This window comes from Microbacterium sp. GQ128 (assembly GCF_059758615.1).
Window position 1 is genome coordinate 129,041 of sequence record NZ_JCAXDY010000005.1, and the last position, 18,992, is coordinate 148,032.

General features: G+C 69.9%; 16 protein-coding genes and 1 tRNA gene. 9 read left to right on the plus strand and 8 right to left on the minus strand.

The window, feature by feature from the left end; translation table 11 throughout:
• Positions 1-62 precede the first annotated feature (62 nt).
• Complete coding sequence (locus tag AC6CHX_RS16430; protein ID WP_498273689.1) at positions 63-812, minus strand: SDR family oxidoreductase; 750 nt, start codon at positions 810-812, stop codon at positions 63-65.
• Positions 813-874: 62 nt separating this feature from the next.
• Here AC6CHX_RS16430 and AC6CHX_RS16435 point away from each other — a divergent pair, with 62 nt between their 5' ends.
• Positions 875-1,351 (plus strand): RrF2 family transcriptional regulator, encoded by a 477-nt coding sequence (locus tag AC6CHX_RS16435; RefSeq protein ID WP_498273690.1) that lies wholly within the window; start codon positions 875-877, stop codon positions 1,349-1,351.
• A gap of 65 nt (positions 1,352-1,416) precedes the next feature.
• On the opposite strand, the gene AC6CHX_RS16440 is transcribed toward AC6CHX_RS16435, so the two are convergent.
• Together AC6CHX_RS16440 and AC6CHX_RS16445 are read right to left on the minus strand one after the other, a co-directional pair.
• Positions 1,417-1,911, minus strand: coding sequence for a MarR family winged helix-turn-helix transcriptional regulator (locus tag AC6CHX_RS16440; RefSeq protein WP_105710911.1), 495 nt, complete (start codon positions 1,909-1,911; stop codon positions 1,417-1,419).
• Between the two features lie 7 nt (positions 1,912-1,918).
• Complete coding sequence (locus AC6CHX_RS16445; protein WP_498273691.1) at positions 1,919-2,416, minus strand: GNAT family N-acetyltransferase; 498 nt, start codon at positions 2,414-2,416, stop codon at positions 1,919-1,921.
• 125 nt (positions 2,417-2,541) lie between these two features.
• Here AC6CHX_RS16445 and AC6CHX_RS16450 point away from each other — a divergent pair.
• From AC6CHX_RS16450 to AC6CHX_RS16480, 7 genes are all read left to right on the plus strand, one after another.
• A tRNA-Gln gene (locus AC6CHX_RS16450) sits at positions 2,542-2,613 on the plus strand.
• A gap of 1 nt (position 2,614) precedes the next feature.
• Positions 2,615-4,045 (plus strand): bifunctional UDP-N-acetylglucosamine diphosphorylase/glucosamine-1-phosphate N-acetyltransferase GlmU, encoded by a 1,431-nt coding sequence (glmU, locus tag AC6CHX_RS16455; RefSeq protein WP_498273692.1) that lies wholly within the window; start codon positions 2,615-2,617, stop codon positions 4,043-4,045.
• A 7-nt stretch (positions 4,046-4,052) separates the two neighbouring features.
• The gene (locus AC6CHX_RS16460) at positions 4,053-5,087 is read left to right on the plus strand and encodes a ribose-phosphate diphosphokinase (protein WP_136041490.1); all 1,035 of its coding nucleotides are present in this window, start codon (positions 4,053-4,055) and stop codon (positions 5,085-5,087) included.
• 93 nt (positions 5,088-5,180) lie between these two features.
• Positions 5,181-5,654 (plus strand): FMN-binding protein, encoded by a 474-nt coding sequence (locus AC6CHX_RS16465; RefSeq protein ID WP_136041492.1) that lies wholly within the window; start codon positions 5,181-5,183, stop codon positions 5,652-5,654.
• A 14-nt stretch (positions 5,655-5,668) separates the two neighbouring features.
• Complete coding sequence (locus AC6CHX_RS16470) at positions 5,669-6,550, plus strand: FAD:protein FMN transferase (protein ID WP_498273693.1); 882 nt, start codon at positions 5,669-5,671, stop codon at positions 6,548-6,550.
• 15 nt (positions 6,551-6,565) lie between these two features.
• Complete coding sequence (locus AC6CHX_RS16475) at positions 6,566-8,140, plus strand: FAD-dependent oxidoreductase (protein ID WP_498273694.1); 1,575 nt, start codon at positions 6,566-6,568, stop codon at positions 8,138-8,140.
• Positions 8,141-8,381: 241 nt separating this feature from the next.
• Positions 8,382-9,215, plus strand: a complete 834-nt coding sequence (locus tag AC6CHX_RS16480) for an endonuclease domain-containing protein (protein WP_498273695.1) — start codon at positions 8,382-8,384, stop codon at positions 9,213-9,215.
• 163 nt (positions 9,216-9,378) lie between these two features.
• Here AC6CHX_RS16480 and AC6CHX_RS16485 read toward each other — a convergent pair whose 3' ends face one another.
• The 3 genes from AC6CHX_RS16485 to AC6CHX_RS16495 form a co-directional block, all read right to left on the minus strand.
• Positions 9,379-10,887, minus strand: coding sequence for a sensor histidine kinase (locus AC6CHX_RS16485; protein ID WP_498273696.1), 1,509 nt, complete (start codon positions 10,885-10,887; stop codon positions 9,379-9,381).
• A gap of 26 nt (positions 10,888-10,913) precedes the next feature.
• A complete protein-coding gene (locus AC6CHX_RS16490; RefSeq protein WP_136041498.1) occupies positions 10,914-11,642 on the minus strand; it encodes a response regulator transcription factor in 729 nt (242 codons plus the stop codon).
• Between the two features lie 75 nt (positions 11,643-11,717).
• The gene (locus AC6CHX_RS16495) at positions 11,718-12,683 is read right to left on the minus strand and encodes an acetylxylan esterase (protein ID WP_498273697.1); all 966 of its coding nucleotides are present in this window, start codon (positions 12,681-12,683) and stop codon (positions 11,718-11,720) included.
• A 123-nt stretch (positions 12,684-12,806) separates the two neighbouring features.
• Between AC6CHX_RS16495 and AC6CHX_RS16500 the strand changes: the two genes are divergently transcribed.
• Complete coding sequence (locus AC6CHX_RS16500) at positions 12,807-16,817, plus strand: golvesin C-terminal-like domain-containing protein (protein WP_498273698.1); 4,011 nt, start codon at positions 12,807-12,809, stop codon at positions 16,815-16,817.
• Between the two features lie 72 nt (positions 16,818-16,889).
• Here the strand turns inward: AC6CHX_RS16500 and AC6CHX_RS16505 are convergent, their stop codons facing one another.
• Together AC6CHX_RS16505 and AC6CHX_RS16510 are read right to left on the minus strand one after the other, a co-directional pair.
• Positions 16,890-18,050 (minus strand): mandelate racemase/muconate lactonizing enzyme family protein, encoded by a 1,161-nt coding sequence (locus AC6CHX_RS16505; protein ID WP_498273699.1) that lies wholly within the window; start codon positions 18,048-18,050, stop codon positions 16,890-16,892.
• A gap of 82 nt (positions 18,051-18,132) precedes the next feature.
• A complete protein-coding gene (locus AC6CHX_RS16510; protein WP_136041502.1) occupies positions 18,133-18,936 on the minus strand; it encodes an IclR family transcriptional regulator in 804 nt (267 codons plus the stop codon).
• Positions 18,937-18,992: the final 56 nt, after the last annotated feature.

An 18,992-nucleotide genomic window follows, 5' to 3' on the forward strand; every position in this document is an offset into this window, starting at 1 on the left:
GTGTCGCGGGTCGCGAACGGGATGCTCCCACCCTAAGCGACCCGCGACGCCGCCTCCGTCGGTCAGTCGACTCCCGCGGCGAGCCAGTCATCGAACGATGTCGGCGCCACGCGGGCGTCGGGCGCGGGGAGGAGCACCTCGCCGGCGAACTCGACGCCCAGAGCGGCATCCCGCCACGCGGCCCGCAGCGGAAGATCCTGGCCGCGCGCGGCGAGGGTGCGTCGGGCCATGTCGACCGCGTCCTCCGTGCGGGGTCCCGCGATGTCGAAGGATGCCGAGAGCGGTGCCGTCGCGGCGGTCGCGACAAGCGCGGCGGCGACGTCGGCCGGGGCGATCGGCTGCAGCAGCAGCGGCGGCACGATCGCCTCGCCGTCGACGACGGTCCACTCGGCGATCATCGCCGGGAAGTCGTGGAACTGTGTCGCTCGCACGATCGTGAACGGCACCGCGCCCGCGGTGACCTCGCGCTCCTGGGCACGCTTGCCGTAGTAGTGCGGATTTCCGGCGACGGCGTCGAGCGCGGCGATCGACAGGGCGACGTGGTGACCGACGCCTGCCTCGGCCTCGGCGGTGAGAAGGTTGCGGGTGATCGTGGCGAAGGCGTGCTCGGCCTCCGCGATGTCGGCGACCGGGGGATTGGTCGCGTCGATCACGGCATCCACGCCCTCCAGCCGCTGGCGCAGGCCGACGCCCGTGAGCAGGTCGATCCCCTCGCTGCGGCTCAGCGAGACGGCCTCATGGCCCTCCCTCGTCAGCTCCGCCACGACCAGCCGTCCGATCCGACCCGTTCCACCTGCCACCGCGATGCGCATGTCCGCTCCTTAATCATGGATATTATGTGTCCACAATAGGCTGATGCGGATACACTGGGCAAGTGAAACTTCCGGAGACATCCGAGTGGGTGCTGCACACGGTCGCCGTGATCGCGCAGCTCCCCGCGGGGTCGACCGTCTCCGGCGCGCAGCTGGCCGAGCACTTCGGCGTTCCCGGCCCGTACCTGTCGAAGCAGCTCGCGAAGCTCGTGCGCTCCGGCATCCTCACCGGCAGCACCGGTCCGCGCGGCGGGTTCCGTCTTGCCAGGGAGCCCGAGCGGATCAGCATCCTCGACCTCGTCACCGCCGTCGACGGCGCCGCCGACCCGTACGTCTGCCGAGAGCTGCGGCAGCAGGGGCGCGGGGCGGCACGTCCCGAGGACTGCACGCGGCCCTGCGCGCTCGCGGCGGTCATGCGTCGGGCGCACGAGGCGTGGCGCGAGTCGCTGGCCGGTGTCACGGTCGCCGAGATCGTCGCCGGCCTCCCCGCCGGCGTCCCGGAGAAGAACCGCAGGCTGCTTCTCGACGCCGCAGACTGAAGCGCGACGTCAGGCGTCGATTCTCACGTGTCGATGCTCAGGCGTCGATGCTCAGGCGTCGATGCTCACGTGTCGAAGCTGAGGCTCAGCTTGCGCAGCAGCCCGGCGAGGCGATCCCGGTCCGAGCGCGAGAGCGCCTGCAGCAGATCGGCCTCGACGTCGACGAGACGGGTGATGGCGGCGTCCACACGGATGCGCCCGTCGTCGGTGAGCGTCACGAGCACGCTGCGTCCGTCGCCGGGGTCGGCCTCGCGGCGCACGAAACGGCGGCCGACGAGCCGGTCGATGCGGTTGGTCATGGTGCCGCTCGACACCAGGGTCTGCTGCAGCAGCTGCTTGGGCGAGAGCTGGAACGGCGTGCCCGCACGGCGCAGCGCCGACAGCACATCCCACTCCCAGTGCTCCAGGTCGCTACGGCGGAACACGTCACGGCGGGCGCGGTCCAGGTGGCGCGAGAGGCGGTCCATCCGGGAGAGCACCTCGAGGGGTGAGAAATCGAGGTCGGGTCGCTGCGTGTTCCACGCGCCGACGATCCGGTCGACCTCATCCGCCTCGCTCATCCGCCCATTATCGCGTGTGCGGCTCGTGCGCGACGGACGCCACGGGCAGCTCGAGGGTCATGAAGAAGCTGTACGGGTCGGGGAGGTACCGACCGAACGGGCCGGATTCCCGGAAGCCGGCCGCCGCGTACATCGCGCGCGCCGGGATGAAGAAGTCGTCGCTGCCGGTCTCGAGCGAGAGACGGCGGATGCCGCGCGACTGCGCATCGGCGAGGAGGAAGGTCAGCATCGACTTCCCGAGCCCGCGGCCGCGCAGCGCCGGATCGGTGCGCATCGACTTGAGCTCCTCATGGTCGTCCTCGACCGTGACCAGCGCACCGGTGGCGACCGGACGACCGTCGACGGAGCCCGCGAACAGCCGCACGCCGGGGGCGAGCAGGCGCTCGAAGACCAGTGCGTGACGGCTCTCCGCCGGCGCGGTGTGCTCCAACTCCGCGTGGTGCGCGACCAGGAATTCCGCGAGGGCGGGGGTCGCCGACTCGACCCTTTCGATCACGATGCTCATGGGGTCAGCATTCCAGAGTGGTGTTTCCGGATCATGACGGGGCGGGAGGACCGACGTCCGTGCACATCGGAACACAGGCCGGGGCATGGCAGACTTGATCCGCGGCGCCCTCGTGGGCGGCGCGGTCCGCCGTGGTGTAATGGCAGCACGACAGCCTTTGGAGCTGTTAGGTCTAGGTTCGAGTCCTGGCGGCGGAGCATGACTGGGAACAATCTCGCCATCATCGTCCTCGCTGCAGGTCAGGGCACGCGCATGAAGTCGCGTCTGCCCAAGGTGCTGCACCCGATCGGCGGGCGCCCGCTGGTGGGGCACGTGCTCACCACGGCCGGGCGGCTGCAGGCCGCGCACATCGAGGTGGTCGTGCGACACGAGCGCGACCAGGTGGTCGCCGCCCTCACGAAGGACTACCCCGACGCGGTGTTCATCGACCAGGATGACGTGCCGGGAACCGGCCGAGCCGTGCAGGTGGCGGTCGACGCGCTCCCCGAGGACTTCGACGGCGACGTGCTCGTGCTCTCCGGAGACTGCCCGCTCGCCGACGCCGAGACCCTCTCCGCGTTCGTGGCGGAGCACCGCGCATCGGGTGCGCCCGCGACGCTGATGACGGCACTGGTCGACGACCCGACGGGGTACGGACGCGTCGTCCGTGATGCCGACGGCGGCGTCGACCGCATCGTCGAGCAGAAGGACGCGAGCGCAGAAGAGGCCGCCGTCCGCGAGATCAACGCCGGGATGTACGTGTTCCGCGCCGAGACCCTGCGCACGTACCTGCCGCGGGTCGGCGTCGACAACGCGCAGGGCGAGATGTACCTGACCGACGTCCCCGGGCTGCTCCGTCGCGACGGCGACCGGGTGGCGGCATCCGTGGTCTCCGACATCGCGGTGACGTTCGGGGTGAACGACCGCGCGCAGCTGGCCGAGGTCGGTCGCCTGCTCAACCAGCGCATCGTGCGCCGCTGGCAGCTCGAGGGCGTCACCGTCATCGACCCGACCACCACCTGGATCGACGACGATGCGCAGCTCTCGCCCGACGTCACCCTCCTCCCGAACACCCACATCCTGGGCGCGACGGTCATCGCCGCAGGCGCCGTGATCGGACCCGACACGACCCTCGTCGACTGCGAGGTCGGCGAAGACGCGACCGTCCGTCGTACGGATGCCACGCTCGCCGTGATCGGGGCCGAGGCCACGGTCGGGCCGTTCTCGTTCCTCCGCGCCGGCACCGTCCTCGGCGCCAAGGGCAAGATCGGCGCGTACGTCGAGACGAAGAACGCCGAGATCGGCGAGGGCAGCAAGGTCCCGCACCTGTCCTACGTGGGCGACGCCACGATCGGCCGCGGTGTCAACCTCGGCGCGAGCACCATCACGGCGAACTACGACGACGTCAACAAGCACCGCACCGAGATCGGCGACGAGGTTCACACCGGCTCGCACACGGTGCTCGTCGCGCCCGTTAGGCTGGGAGCTGGCGCGAAGACCGGCGCCGGCGCGGTCGTCCGCAAGGATGTCCCGGCCGGCGCACTGGCCATGACCGTCGCACCCCAGCGCAACATCGAAGGCTGGGTCGCGAAGAACAGAGCAGGCACGGGCGCGGCGGATGCTGCGTCCCGCGAGAATTCGGCGGAATAGGCGGAGCATGGCGCGCAAGAAGAAGACGGTCGATCTGGATCGCGACAACGGCGTGGCTCCCGGCATCATCGCCAAGACGAAGAAGCGACTCGTCGTCGCCGGCGGGCGTTCGCACCCCGCGCTCACGGCAGCGGTCGCCGAAGCGCTCGGCACGGAGATCGCCCCGGTCGAGCACCGCACGTTCGCGTCCGGTGAGATCTACGCCCGCTTCGAGGTCTCGATCCGCGGCGTCGATCTCTTCCTGATCCAGACGTTCGGCGAGCCGGTCAACGAGTGGCTCATGGAGACGCTCATCATGATCGATGCCGCCAAGCGCGCATCCGCCAAGCGCATCACCGTCGTCGCGCCGTACTATCCGTATTCGCGTCAGGACAAGAAGGGTCGCGGTCGCGAGCCGATCAGCGCCCGTCTCGTCGCCGACCTGCTGAAGACCGCCGGCGCCGACCGTGTCATGAGCGTTGACCTGCACGCCGCGCAGATCCAGGGCTTCTTCGACGGACCCGTCGACCACCTCTTCGCCAAGCCCGTGCTGCTGGACTACTTCGAGCGCACGCTCTCGCCGGCCGACCGCGAGATCCTCACCGTCGTCTCGCCCGACATGGGGCGTGTCCGCGTCGCAGACACCTGGTCCGACAGCCTCGGTGCTCCGCTCGCGATCATCCACAAGCGCCGTGACCCGAAGGTGGCCAACCAGGTCTCGGTGCACGAGATCGTCGGAACCGTCGAGGGGCGCACCTGCCTCCTCGTCGACGACATGATCGACACCGGTGGCACGATCGTCAAGGCCGCCCAGGCTCTCAAGGCGGCCGGAGCGCACCGTGTGATCGTCGCGGCGACCCACGCGATCTTCAGCGACCCGGCATCCGATCGCCTGCAGGACTCGTCGATCGACGAGGTCGTCATCACCGATACGATCCCGCTCACGGAGTCGCGTCGGTGGGACAGCCTCACGATCCTCCCGATCGCGCCGCTGCTCGCCCGTGCCATCCACGAGGTCTTCGAAGACGGCTCCGTGACGAGCATGTTCGGCGGCGACGCGTAACGCATCGTCACGGCACAGCCCGCGCATAGACACGGTGCTTACGGTCGAAAGGTCGACGATCCCGTCGACCGACACCGCGCCGGGAGGACCAGCATGATCCGCACGACCGTACCGACCTCTGTCCGCAAGGGATCCGCCATCCTCGGGATCGCGGGCCTGTTCGTCCTCGCCGGGTGCTCCGGCGCCACCGACGCGGATGATTCATCGAACGACGCCGGCAGCACGCCGGATGCCGGTTCGTCGGAGTCGTCGGGTGGCGACTCCACCGCCACCTACGAAGACGGCACCTACACGGCCGACGGCTCGTACCAGACCCCCGAGACGGTCGAGCAGATCTCCGTCACGCTGACCCTCGCCGACGGCGTGGTGACCGATGTCGAGGTCACGGGCGACCCGCAGGCGCCCGAGACCGAGCAGTACCAGGGCCAGTTCATCGACGGCATCGCCGACGAGGTCGAGGGCAAGTCGATCGACGAGCTGAACGTCAGTCGGGTCGCCGGCTCGTCGCTCACCAGCGGCGGGTTCAACGACGCCGTCGAGTCGATCAAGGAGCAGGCCGCCGCCTAGGCGCCTGAGGCCGCATGGCGAGCTGGCGCTTCGAGGCGATCGGAACGCACTGGGAGATCGAGACGACCGATCCGCTCGCGGATTCCGTGCGCGCAGCGGTCGACGCCGAGATCGAGCGCTTCGACCGGGAGTGGTCCCGGTTCCGTGGCGACTCCGCGGTGACGCGGCTCGGACGCGAGGGCGGCTCCTTCGCCTCACCGGACGCCGCTCCGATGTTCGACGCGTACCGCGAGCTCTCGGCGGCGACGGGCGGCGCCGTCAACCCGCTCGTCGCGGTCAGTCTCGAAGCCCTCGGGTACGACGCGGGCTATTCGCTCGTCGGCGGCGATCCGGTGCGCGCTCCGGACGCCTGGCAGGAGCAGGTGTCGTGGACGACCGCCGAGGTCACGGCATCCGTCCCGGCGCTCCTCGACGTCGGCGCGCTCGGCAAGGGGCGACTGGTCGACCTCGTGGTGAGCGCGCTCGCGGACGTGCGCGGAGACGTGGTGGTCGATGCGGGCGGCGACATCCGGGTGCGCGGTGCGGCCGTGCGCATCGGGCTCGAGCATCCGTACGACGCCACGAAGGCGATCGGGGTCGTCGAGGTGCGCGACCGGGCACTGTGCGCCTCTGCGGTGAACCGGCGGGCGTGGGGGAGCGGACTGCACCACGTGCTCGACGCCCGCACGGGGCTTCCGGTGCGCACCTGGGCGGCGACCTGGGCGCTCGCCTCAGACGCGATGACGGCGGATGCGGTTTCGACCGCGCTGTTCTTCGACGGCGGACCGGAGCTCGCCGCCGCGTGGGGCGTGGAATGGGTGCGGATGAGCACCGACGGCCGGGTGCAGCGCTCGCCGGGATGCCCCGCGGAACTGTTCCTCACCGAGGCGAAGACGCGCCCCGCAGCAACGAATTAGGGAAGAGTGGAGAACGTGATCACCTCATTCGCCGCCGCACGTCAGCGGGTCCTCGCGGTTCTGGGCTCGCTCTCGATGTACCGCCTCGTGCTGTTCGCGCTGATCGCCCTCGCCGTGATCGCGTTCGTGCTCTCGCTGTTCGGCGTGATCGTCTCGCCCACGCCCCTCGAGATGGTGGCGTCGTTCCTGGTGCTCGCGATCGTGATCTCGGCCGTCGACGCCGCGGCCCAGCGCATCCTGCGGCTGCCGTGGCGCATCGAATCCTCCCTCGTCACGGCGCTGATCCTGCTGTTCGTGCTCCGCCCCGGTCTCGAGCTCGGCGCCCTCCTCGGACTCGCTCTCGCCGGTGCCGTGGCGAGCGTGTCGAAGTACCTCATCGCGTGGCGCGGTCGACACATCTTCAACCCGGCGGCATTCGGTGCGGCGGTCGTCTCGATCCTCGGCGCCTTCGGGGCGTTCGAGTGGCTGGGCACCTCATCGTCCTGGTGGGTCGGGACGCCCGTGCTGACGATCCCCGTGCTCGTCCTCGGCCTCGCCGTGCTGTGGCGCACCGAGAAGGTACGGGTGGTCCTGATCTTCGTGCTCGTCGCCGTCGCCACCTCGGTCGTGCGCCAGGCCGTGCAGGCCGCGCAGTTCGACATCGACTTCGACGTTCTCACCGCGCTGCAGTTCGCGGTGCTGCAGTCGCCGTTCCTCTTCCTCGGGGCGTTCATGCTCTCCGAGCCGCTCACGCTTCCGCCGCGTCGTCGCCAGCAGTTCGCGGTGGCCGTCGTGGTGGGTCTCCTCGCGGGGTGGCCGATCTCGGTGGCCGGACTGTTCACGCTCGGCCAGGAGCGGGCTCTCCTGATCGGAAACCTGGTGGCTTTCGCGTTCGCGCTGCGGGGGTCGGTGCGACTCGTGCTCGAGCGACGGGACTTCATCACCCCGACCGCGCAGGAGCTGACCTTCCGGGCCAAGGGTCGGGTCCGATTCCTCCCGGGGCAGTACCTCGAGCTCGACGTCCCGCATCACCGCCCTGACGCGCGCGGCACCCGGCGGGAGTTCAGCATCGTGTCGGCGCCGGCCGACCTGCCGACCCTGCGCATCGCGTACAAGAACGGCGACCAGAAGCATCCGTCGAGCTACAAGCGGGCCCTGGCCGCCGCCGAGCCGGGCGCGACGTTCGCGGTCACCGGAACCTGGGGCGATTTCATCCTGCCGCGCGGCGATCATCCGGTGCTGATGGTCGCGGCCGGGATCGGCGTCACGCCGTTCGTGTCCCAGCTGCGTCAGTTGCAGGCCGCGGGGCAGCAGCGCGACGTGGTGCTCGTGTACGTGGCATCCGAGGCGTCCGAGCTCGCCTTCCGCGATGAGCTCGCCGCGACGGCTGTGCGCACGGTCGTGTTCACCCGCGACGAGCCGCTCGACCTGCCCGCGCACTGGTCCTGGGCGCAGGGCGCGCGACTGGATGCCGAGACCCTCGAGCGCACGGTGCCCGATCTCGCCGCCCGCCATGCGTTCATCTCCGGGCCTCCGCGCCTGATCGCCGACCTCGCTCCCGCGCTGCAGAAGGCTCGCGCCCTCACGACCGACGCCTTCGCCGGCTACTGATCCGTCCCGTCCCACCCCACCCGTCCCTCCCCGCCCGTACCTCCCATCCGTCCCGTCCCGGTACACCTGTCGGGAGTGCGCACGGATGTCGGACGAATCGCCGCGAGATGCCCCGACATCTGCGCATCCTCCCGACGAGTGTGCGGCGCATCCCCTTCTGCACATCCCGGATTCGCCTCGGATCGCCCCACAACGGCGGCATCCAGCTCGCTCAGTCCGTTCGGAGCATCAGGATCGGTGGATGCTCAGCGCTCAATCCGCGACCGACCGGCACGGCGGTGTCGTGCGGGGAACACTGCTCGAGAAGTACGGAATCACCCGTCGGATGCGGGCGGATGCTGTTCGCGCCGACACCTTGATCCGCGTGAGAGCGGGCGTGTTCGCCGGCCCGAATGCGGATACGAGCCTCGTCGAGGCAGCGGCGCACGGCGGGGCCCTCACCTGCGCCCACGCGTTGCGCCTGCACGGCGTCTGGGCACTCGACCCCGGCGGCCCCGTTCACGTCTGGCTCGGCGCGAAGGGCCGCGTGCATCACGAGAAGTGTGAGTGCGTCGCGCACTATGACGCGGGTCACGCCGGTGTCGGACTCGCCCCGTTGGAGGAAGTGCTGATCCACGTCTACCGCTGTGCCGGAGACGAGGCGTTCTTCGCCGCTCTGGAGTCCGCACTGGTGCAGCAGAAGATCAGCGGTGCGGCACTGCGCCGGATTCGCCGTCGACTACCGGCCCGCGCGCACTGGCTCGTGGACCTCGCGCGATCGGATGCCGACAGCGGTCTCGAATCGCTCCTGCGGTTGCGTCTGCACCTGCACGGCATCAGCTTGGACTGCCAGGTGACCATCCCGACCGTCGGGCGAGTGGATTTCGTGCTCGATGGGCGCCTGATCCTCGAGGCCGACGGGAAAGGCAACCATGATGGCCCCGCGCATCGCCACCGTGATCTCGTGAGGGACGCCGCGGCGTCGGCTCTCGGCTACGAGACGCTGAGGTTCGAGTACGCGCAGATCGTCCACGCCTGGCCTACGGTCGAGGCCGCCGTGCTCGCCGCCATCACCCGCCTGCGTGCCCGCAGCTGACGTCGTCGCGTTCACTCGGGTGGGCATCCGTCGGGAGAATGCACGCATGTCGGACGGATCGCCGTGGTGCACCCCGACATCCGTGCATCCTCCCGACATGTGCGCGGCCAGGAGCGCGGGGATCGCAGGACGCCGCGGGGTACGCGAGCGGAGGGGATCCGGCTCACGCCTCGGGCGCGACATCTCCGGCGGTCGCGGTCGCGGGGGTGACCGGGATGCGTACCGTGAAGGTGGTGTCGCCGGGCTCGCTGGCCACCGAGATGACGCCGTGGTGGCCCTCGACGATGGCCTTGACGATCGCGAGGCCCAGCCCGGTTCCCCCGGTCTGGCGGGCCCGGGAGCTGTCGCCGCGGGCGAAGCGCGCGAAGAGCTCGTCGCGGATGGCGGGGTCGATGCCGGGGCCGTCGTCGTGTACGCGCAGCACGGCATCATCGCCCTCCCTCGCGACGCTCAGGGTGATCGTGGTGCCGGCCGGCGTGTGTGTGCGGGCGTTCGCGAGGAGGTTCGCGACGACCTGGTGCATCCGCCCGGCATCGCCGACGACCGTCACCGGCTCGTCCGGCACCTCGATGCTCCAGTGGTGGTCGGCCGCCGTCGGGCGGGCATCCGAGAGTCCTTCGAGTGCCAGCTGGGTGAGGTCGACCGTGCCGTAGACCAGCTCCTGCCCTTCGTCGAGCCGTGCGAGCAGCAGCAGGTCCTCGACGAGGCGGGTCATCCGCAGGGACTGCGCCTGGATGCGTTCGAGCGACGAGGTCGTGCTCTCGATGACCTCGGGCCCCTGTTCCGCGGCCGGATGCCGATGCAGTGCGCGCAGCGACAGCTCCGAGTAGCCGCGGATGGAGGCGAGCGGCGTGCGCAGCTCGTGACTCGCGTCGGCGACGAACCGGCGCATCCGCTCCTCGTTCTTCTGCCGCGAGGCGAGCGAGGCGTTCACGTGATCGAGCAGCTTGTTCAGCGACGCGCCGACGAGACCGGTTTCGGTGCGCGGATCGGCTTCGGATGCCGGCACACGCTCGGTGATGGTCACCTCACCGCGATCGAGCTGCTGGTTCGCGACCCTGGTCGCGGTGACCGCGACGGCCCGCAGCGGGCGCAGGCTCACCCGGATGGTGATCGCGGTGGTCAGAGCCAGCAGGATCAGCCCGCCGATCGTGGCGAGGGCGATCACGGTGAGCAGCTGCGTGAGCTGGCTCTGGATCTCGTCGCGGGGGAGCCCGGTGATCACGACGACGCCGTTGGTCGCGGGCATCGCCATGATCCGGTAGGAGCCGAGGTCGGTGAGGGACACGGTGGCGACCGACGTGCCCTTCAGGGACAGTGCGATCTCCGCCAGCTGCGTGCTGCTGAGTGGCTCCAGGGATCCGGTGAGTTCCTCTCCCGACGAGTTCTTCGCGACCACCCCGCTGAAGCCGGTGACAGGGCTCGAGACCACGAACACGAGTCCGGCCGGCGGTGACGCCGTGGGGCCGGAGAGGACGTTCTGCGCCGTGGCAGAAGATGGTGCGAAGGCACCGGTCCGATCCGCCAACTGGTGCGCGTAGCCGCTCAGCTTCTGGTCGAGCTGGTCCTCCATGGTCTTGCCCAGCGTGGCGCTGGTGATGACGGCGACGATGATGAGGATCAGCGACACGAACCCGATCACGGCGGTCATCAGCCGTGTCTGCAGGCTCATCGGCCGCCTCATCATCGTCGCTGAGCTCACTGCGGAGCCTTGATCATGTAGCCCACACCGCGGACGGTGTGCAGCAGCGGCGTGCGGCCGGCGTCGATCTTCTTGCGCAGGTACGAGATGTACAGCTCGACCACCGAGGACTTGCCGCCGAAGTCGTAGCTCCAGACCCGGTCGAGGATCTGCGCCTTCGACAGCACGCGCCGTTCGTTGCGCATGAGGTAGCGGAGCAACTCGAACTCGGTCGCGGTGAGCTCGATCTCGGTGCCGTCGCGCACGACCTCGTGGCTGTCCTCATTGAGCGTGAGGTCGGCGACGCGCAGGATCGACTGTCCGTCGTCGGTGGTCGCGTGGCCGGTGCGGCGGATGATCGCGCGCAGCCGTGCGATGACCTCCTCCAGACTGAACGGCTTGGTGACGTAGTCGTCGCCGCCCGCGGTGAGGCCGGCGACGCGGTCGCCCACGGCATCCTTGGCGGTCAGGAACAGCACCGGAACGAGGTTCCCCGACTCGCGCAGCCGCTTCAACACGGACATGCCGTCGAGGTCGGGCATCATGATGTCGAGCACGAGCGCGTCGGGTTCGAAATCGCGCGCGACCTGGAGCGCCTCCAGACCGGAGGATGCCGTGCGCACCTCCCAGCCCTCCATGCGCAGGGCCATCGCGAGCAGGTCGGTCAGCATCTGCTCGTCGTCGACGGCGAGGATGCGCAGGGGGGTGCCGTCGGGGCGGCGCAGTTCGGGCAGGTCGCTGGTCATGTCCCTATTCTGCGGAATCTCCTATGTGATTTCTATGGAGATCGCTATGTGTTGTCTGGGAGGCCCCGGGCGCGGTCACGCCAGCCGCTCGTCGGGGAGGGCGAGGAAGTCGATGCCGGCTTGCACGGCGAGCCGGTCCGACAGCTCGCCGATCTCGCCGGGAAGGTGCCCCGCGGCGCGGACGCTCAGGCGACACGGCCCGGTCAGCGCGTGATAGACGGCGAACTGGCCTCGGGGATCGACGGCCGGATCCTGCACCGCCGCGGTCACGTGCACGGGAGTCCGGAGCCTCCGTGCCGCGATCGCTGCGTCGAAGTAGTCGAGCACCGGCCGCACCTCGGGGTGCCGCTGCAGATGCTGACGCACGGCCTCCCCGCTTCCCGTGCACCGGCGCGTGAGCCGCACCTCGTGGTCGCCGAAGCTCGGCACGTCCAGCACGGCGCGGCGGAAGCGTGCATCCCAGGGGAGTGCGAGCGCGCCGATGCCGCCGCCGAAGCTCCCGCCGCTGAAGTCGAGGGCGCCCGCCACCGCGGGCACCATCTCGAGCAGGACGGTGGCCGCGCGCCAGATGTCGGCCGCGCTGAAGCGGTGCGAGTATGTGTCGCGGTGGCCGATCCCGGCGAGGACGTGCTCGTCCGGGAGGGCGGGGAAGCGGCTCGGAGTACCGACGTGCGTGCCGGGCGCGACCGGGAAGATCGCGGCGGTGTCGCCGGGCACCCGGTCGAGGTCGGGCGCGGTGCGGCCGCCGTAGCCGTGTCCGACGACCAGCCCGCGAGGCGCATTCCCGAGGGTGTGCGGCAGCATGACGTATGCCGCGGCGGCCTCGTCGGCCGAGGAGCGGAAGCGGATTTCCGAGATCCGATGCGTCTGGGTGGGAGCGAGCTCGCGGGTGAGCTCCCACGCCACGGGACCCGTGCCGAACTCCTGGAAGGTCGCGCGCCAGAAGTCGTCGAAGTCGTCCGGCTCGTGGGGTGGCGTGGGCGGGGTCAGCAGCGCGCTCAGTGAGTACTCGGTCAGCTCGACGGGAGGATCCTGGGGCACCGCACGTGTCCTTTCGGGTGGTTCTGCCTGCTCGACGTTACCGGCGCGGCGCGACGAGGCGGCGCCGCGGCCCGTGAAGCTGACGCATTGACATGATCGCATACGGATTGCAGTATGTGCATCATGGATTCAATGCCTGGCGATGGAGCCGAAGACAATCCTCTGCTGTGGAGCCGACGCTCCGTGCTGCGAGCGCTCGTGATCGCGGGGGTGCTTCCCCCGGTGCTCGGCTCGTCGTTCGGAGCGGCCCCCGCGGCGGCGACGGAGCTCACGACGACGACCGGCGCCTACGCCGATGCCCTCCGGCGCCTCGACAAGCCGAATCTGGCCTTCACTCAGGTCGCGCAGCTGGTCGGGCAGAACCACCGGATGACCTTCTTGCAGGCCACGTGGGACGGCGGGGCCACGATCGTGCGCGACCTCGAGGTCGCGCACAACGGCGGATGGCTGCAGGTCACAGATCCGGCGCACCGCTTCGACGAGCAGTGGCTCGTGCTGGAGGGGACGCTGCCGTCGGGCAGCGCGCCCGAGCTCTACGGACCCCTGGCGCCGAGCTGGCTCGGTTTCACGTCGTACCAGGTTCTCGGCTCGCAGGCCATCGAGCTGACCACCAGCACCGACGACGTCGATCTCGTCGTGCGCTGGCGCCTGGAGGGAGCACACCCGGAGGCGCACTACGTGCTGACCGCCAAGACCGCCGGCGACTACATCGTGGGCTACCAGAGCCAGGACGCGAAGTCGCTCGACGATCTCGACGAGGTGCTGTGCGGGTCGTACCAGCATGCCCTCTCGGTGCTCGACGGATCCGCGCCCCTGGGTGCCTGGGAGCTCTTCGCACCGATGGCGTTGACCCAGTACGCGGTGGGTGACGTGGCCGTCACCTCGGGGGTGTACCTGCCCGCCGAGGTCGCCGAGTTCGTGCACGAGCGGCAGCTGATGGCCGACCGGCAGCCCTACGGGATGAGTCTGCGCAACGACAGCCTCGACATCGTGCCCAGCATGTACGCACCGCAGCCGGGCCTGCGCACGGCCATGGCCGTCGGCGAGCAGCGCGGCTTCGCCTTCGGTCTCGGGGCCCGCCCGGACACGCTGTACGGCACGTACGCGCAGCTGTGCCGCAACGAGTACGGCCTGACGGCCTACCGTCGCAACGTCTACGATCGGTCGCTCACCGACGCCGTGCACGCGATGGCGGCGCTGATCGCGGTGGAGCCCGACGGTGACGACTCCGTCGACTACATCCCCTCGTACTCCGGATGGTGGAACCGCGCCAAGGGGTTCGTCGACGTGGAGAACGAGGATGCCGTGCGCGCCGCGGCCAGCGGCGTCGTGCTCGCGGCGCACTATCTCACCGGCACGGCCGACGGCACGCTCTACGACCGTCGCGCCCGACCGCTCGTCGAGTACCAGCTCTCCCGGAAGGGGATCGGTCACTCTCCGGTCATCGGCAGCCCGGTCTACAACGACACCACGCAGTACCGCATCGGCAGGATCCCCACGGATGCTGTGAATCTGGCCTCCCTCTACCAGCTGACGCACGGCCGCAACGCCGGCATCCAGCGGCTCGCGGTGAAGGCGACCAAGGCCGGCGTCGTCGGGCAGAGCAGGGCGCCGTTCTCGAACGCCCTCGCGACGTATCGGGTCACCGGGGATCCGGCATACCTGGCCGAGGCGACCCTGATCGCTCGCCGCTACTCGCAGGAGCAGATCCTGGAGCCGTACCGGAGCAACGGTCAACCGCCCGGCGGGTTCGCATACAGCTTCTCGAAGTACTGGGTCGACCTCCTCGAGATGTTCGAGGCGACGGGGGAGGACGAGTTCCTCGACGGTGCGTATCGGGAGGTCCAGCGCTTCATCACGCAGACGGCGGTGCGCCCCGTACCCGGGGGCACGGTCACGGTGCCGGCCGGCCACGTGATCAAACAGCAGTACGACTGGGAGTCGCGTTCGTCGCTGCCGTCGTACCCGACCACGAACGTGCCGACCGAGACCGTCCCGGCCTGGTACGTGTCTCCCTCTGGCCTCACGTTCGAGGCGCTCTCGTCGTTCAAGCTCGGCGTCAGCACGCTGACCGACCCGGGCGGGGGCTACGTTTTCAACCCGTGCTGGGCCGGTGCTCTGCTGCGGTTGGCGCATCACACCGGCGACGAGCTGCTGGCCGACATCGCCCACAACATGGTGATCGGCCGGTTCACGACATACCCCGGCTACTACGGCCGACAGTTCCAGGTCGCCCACATGAAGCCCGACTTCGCGACGAGCGGCCCGGTGGGCATCACCGGCTACTACTTCCATCACGCCCCCGCCCAGCTCGGTCTCGCGATGGACTACCTGCTCAGTGAGAGCTTCTACCGCAGCGGCGGCGCGATCGAGTTCCCGCACGTGTTCGAGGCCGACTTCGCCTACTTCAAGTTCTTCGCCTACGGCCACGCCCCCGGGACGTTCTTCGGCGAGGACGGCGTCTGGCCGTATCTCCCCGCGGGGCTGATCTCGGTCTCGAACCCGCTCGTCAACTGGATCGGGGGCGTCGGCAACGATGCTCTCTACGTCAGTCTCACCAACTCCGCCGGTGAGGCGCAGCAGGTGATCGTCGACCTCTCGACCGAGCTCACGGGCATCCCGCGGAGTTTCTCGGGCGCGGTCGAGCTGGTGACCGCGAACGGCAGCCGGTCCACCGGCGCGGCCGTCAGCGGTCGTGTCACCGTCAGCGTGCCGGCGCGCGGGCTCGTCGCCCTCGTCATCCGGAACGTGGACGTGCAGCGCCCGGGGCTGCCGTTCGACGACGTGGCCGACCACGGACGCGACAGCTTCCACGAGGTCGACACCGACCCCGCCACCGACTACGGCGTCGCCCGCGGGATGCTTCTGGTGCGGCCCGACGGTCAGGGATACGACGCCTACGTGCAGATCGACACCGAGCAGCAGGCGACGCTGTCGTATCGGATCGGCGGCGGGCCGGTGAAGCAGGCTCCCGCGAAGGCCTATCCGTACGAGTGGACGATCCCGGTCGACGACCTCACCGACAAGTTCCGGTACACGATCACCACCGGCGGGACGACGACCGAAGAGGTGACCCTGCGGCTGCCGGCCCGGATCAGCGGAGCCAACCCCGGAATCGTCGGCGACGTGATCGCGCAGGCGACGGGCACGGCCGGGGACCGCGTCCCGTTGACCTTCGAGGTGCGCAACTCCACGGCGGATCCGATCACCGGCGCCATCGCGGTGACCCTGCCGACGGGGTGGCAGCTCGACGGGACGGTGCCGGCCATCACGGTTCCCGCAGAGGGCTCCGCACGCGTCGAATCGGCGGCGGTCATCGCGACCGCGGCACCGCTCGGCGAGGTCGACGTCGCGGCGACCCTGACGGTCGCGGGGGAGGACCCCGTGAAGCTGCGCGCGGCGGCGATCGAGGTGATCGACCGGCGACGACTGGTCTCCCTCACCTCGGATGTCGAGATCATCAGCGGGCCCGGTGCGGTCGCCAAGCTCACCGCACTCGTCATCAACACCGGGGTGACGCCGCTGCAGGGCACCCTCGCCCTGTACGGGGTCAGCGGATGGAGCGTGGGGCAGCAGAGCACGAGCATCACGGTGCCCCCGCGATCCGACCTCACCCACACCTGGACGGTGACCGCCGGTTCCGGCGTCGCGCCCGGATCATCGACGCGGTTCGAGGCGCGGCTCGATCAGACCCTGCGCCGGGGCGTGCTCGTGCGCGTGACCGACGAGGGCGTCATCGCGCACACCCAGTCCCCGTGGCCGGGCTACCTGGAGTCCGGCAATTGGTACCCCAGCGGACTCTCGGGATGGAACGGCACGCGCACGCGGTACAGCGACTCCGACTCGGTCGGCAGCACGGTGACGTGGAACGTGGAGCTGCCGGAGGCCGGTCTCTACCGGGTCTCGGTCTGGTACCCCACGAACTCGACGACCACGACCTCGTCGGCCTACGTCGTGGAGCATGAGGACGGCAGCTCCGAGGTCATCGTGGACCAGACGCAGGGCGCGGCGGCCTGGCGTTCGCTGGGCTCGTTCCGCTACGCCGCCGGAGCGACCGGCACGGTGCGGCTCGAGGTGCGCAACACCAGCATCCACCGGGTCAGCGCCGCGCAGTTCGTGCGCGTCGGGAACTGACGCGAAAGAACGGGTGGCCGGCCGGAGAGATCCCGGCCCGCCCACCCGTTCTTCGTCGGATGTCGATGCGGGTCAGTGCCGCACGTACTCCTGGATCGCGTCCTCATCGACGGTCACGCCCAGGCCGGGGCCGGTCGGCACCACGAACCCGCCGTCCGCGCGGACCTCGAGCGGGGTCGTCAGCAGACGGTTGGCGACGGGGAGGGTGAACGGCTGGTACTCGAACGCGAGCAGCGACGCGGCGCTCGCGGCGACATGCACACCGGCGGCCATCGCGATGCCGAACGCGGCCGAGTGGTGCGGGGCGACCGGCACGTGGAAGGCGTCGGAGACCGCCGCGATCGCGAGGCCCTCGGTGATGCCGGTGCGGCCGATGTCGGGCTGCGTGAGGCCCACCGCGCGGCGGGTGAGCCAGTCCGTGAACTCGAAGCGGCTGCGCATCGCCTCGCCGATCGCGATCGGGGTGGCGAGGGCGGTGGCGAGGTCGTGATGCCCCTCCACGTCCTCCGGGGCGAGCGGCGCCTCGAAGAACCAGGCCCGCCGGTCGTCCAGCTCGCGACCGAGCGCACGTGCCTCGCCGAGGCGATACGTCCAGTGCGCGTCGAGCGCGACGTCGAGGTCGGGGTGCACGCCGCGGACCGCGTCGTAGGTGGCCAGGTCGGTGCGGATGTCGACGCCGAGGTGCAGCTTGATACGGCGAACGCCGCCCTCCACGAGCTCTGCGGCCTTCTCGGCGCGCTCGACGTCGTCGACGCCGCGGATGCCGGAGACGTAGGTCGGCAGCACCTCGTGGAAGCGTCCGCCGGCGAGCTCGGACACCGAGAGGCCGGTGGCGTGGCCCCAGAGGTCCCAGAGCGCGATGTCGACCGCGGCCATGGCGTCGGCCTGGTGCCCGGTGAGGTGCCCGCGCTCGCGCATGGACTCCGTCATGCGGTGCCAGAGCGTGCGCACCGAGCGCGGGTCCTCGCCGAGGATCAGCGGGGTGAGCAGGTTGTCGACGATCGCCGCGGCCACGACCGGGGCGACGGGCGCGAGGGCCTCGCCCCAGCCGACCAGACCCTCATCGGTCTCGATCTTCACGAGCAGCGTCTCGTAGCCGGGGGAGTACAGGCTTCGCCACGGTGGGCGGATCACGTAGCCGCGGTGGTCGACCGCGGTGTCACCGGCATACGAGTTGTTGGCATCCTCCTTCGACAAGTAGAGGGGGAAGGTCTGGACGCGCGTGATCTTCACAGGGGTCTCCAATAGACGGGTGGTCGAACGGCCGGCGGCAGGTGCCGTCGTCAGAGGTGGGGAAGCCGCATCGCGGCCGAGGTCAGAGTGCCGCGAACGCCGATGCGGTCCGGGAAGGGCTGTATCCGAGGGCCACCGATATCTCGTCGGCGGCTTCGATGAGCTGCAGGGCGAGTTCCTGATGCGGTGCGTGCAGGTCGAGCACCGAGAGGGGGCCGCTGGCCGAGATGCCCGCGACGATCTCACCGGCCCGGTTGCGGATCGGCGCGGCGATGCAGGCGCGGCCGAAGGCCAGCTCCTCGATCTCGGTCGCGTAGCCGCGGCTGCGCGTCTCGTCGAGAGCGGTCTGCATGGCGGCGCGGTCCACGATGGTGTGCGGCGTGAAGCGCTGCGGCGTCTGCGCGAAGTACTCGTCGACCTGCGCGTCGGACATGCCCGACAACAGGGCCTTGCCGATGCCGGTGGCGTGCAGCGGCCCGGTGCGACCCGCCATGGCGAACGACTTCGGTGCCAGGGCGCCTTCGAAGTTGCAGAGATAGGTGAAGGTGAAGCCGCTGAGCTCGGCCACGTTCACGCCGATCTCGATCCGGCGTGCGAGGTTCTGCGCGATCTGCCGCGAGGCGCGGAAGATGGGAGAGCCGTTGATGGCGACCGTGCCCAGCGACACTGCTGCGGGACCGAGGCGGTACAGGCCCGTGCGGGCGTCCTGCACCACGAACTTCATGCGATCGAGTGCCGACATCATGCGCGAGACGGTGGACTGGCCGAGGCCGGTCAACGTGCACAGCTCGGAGACCCTCAGCTCGCCGGATTCCTCCGTGAAGCACGCGAGCAACGACATCGCCCGTTCGACGGTCTGCGTGCCGCCTACCGATTCCGACGCCATGGTGACTCCTCCTTGATGATGTGGCCGCATCTGCGACTCTGCGGCTCGACGCCGCT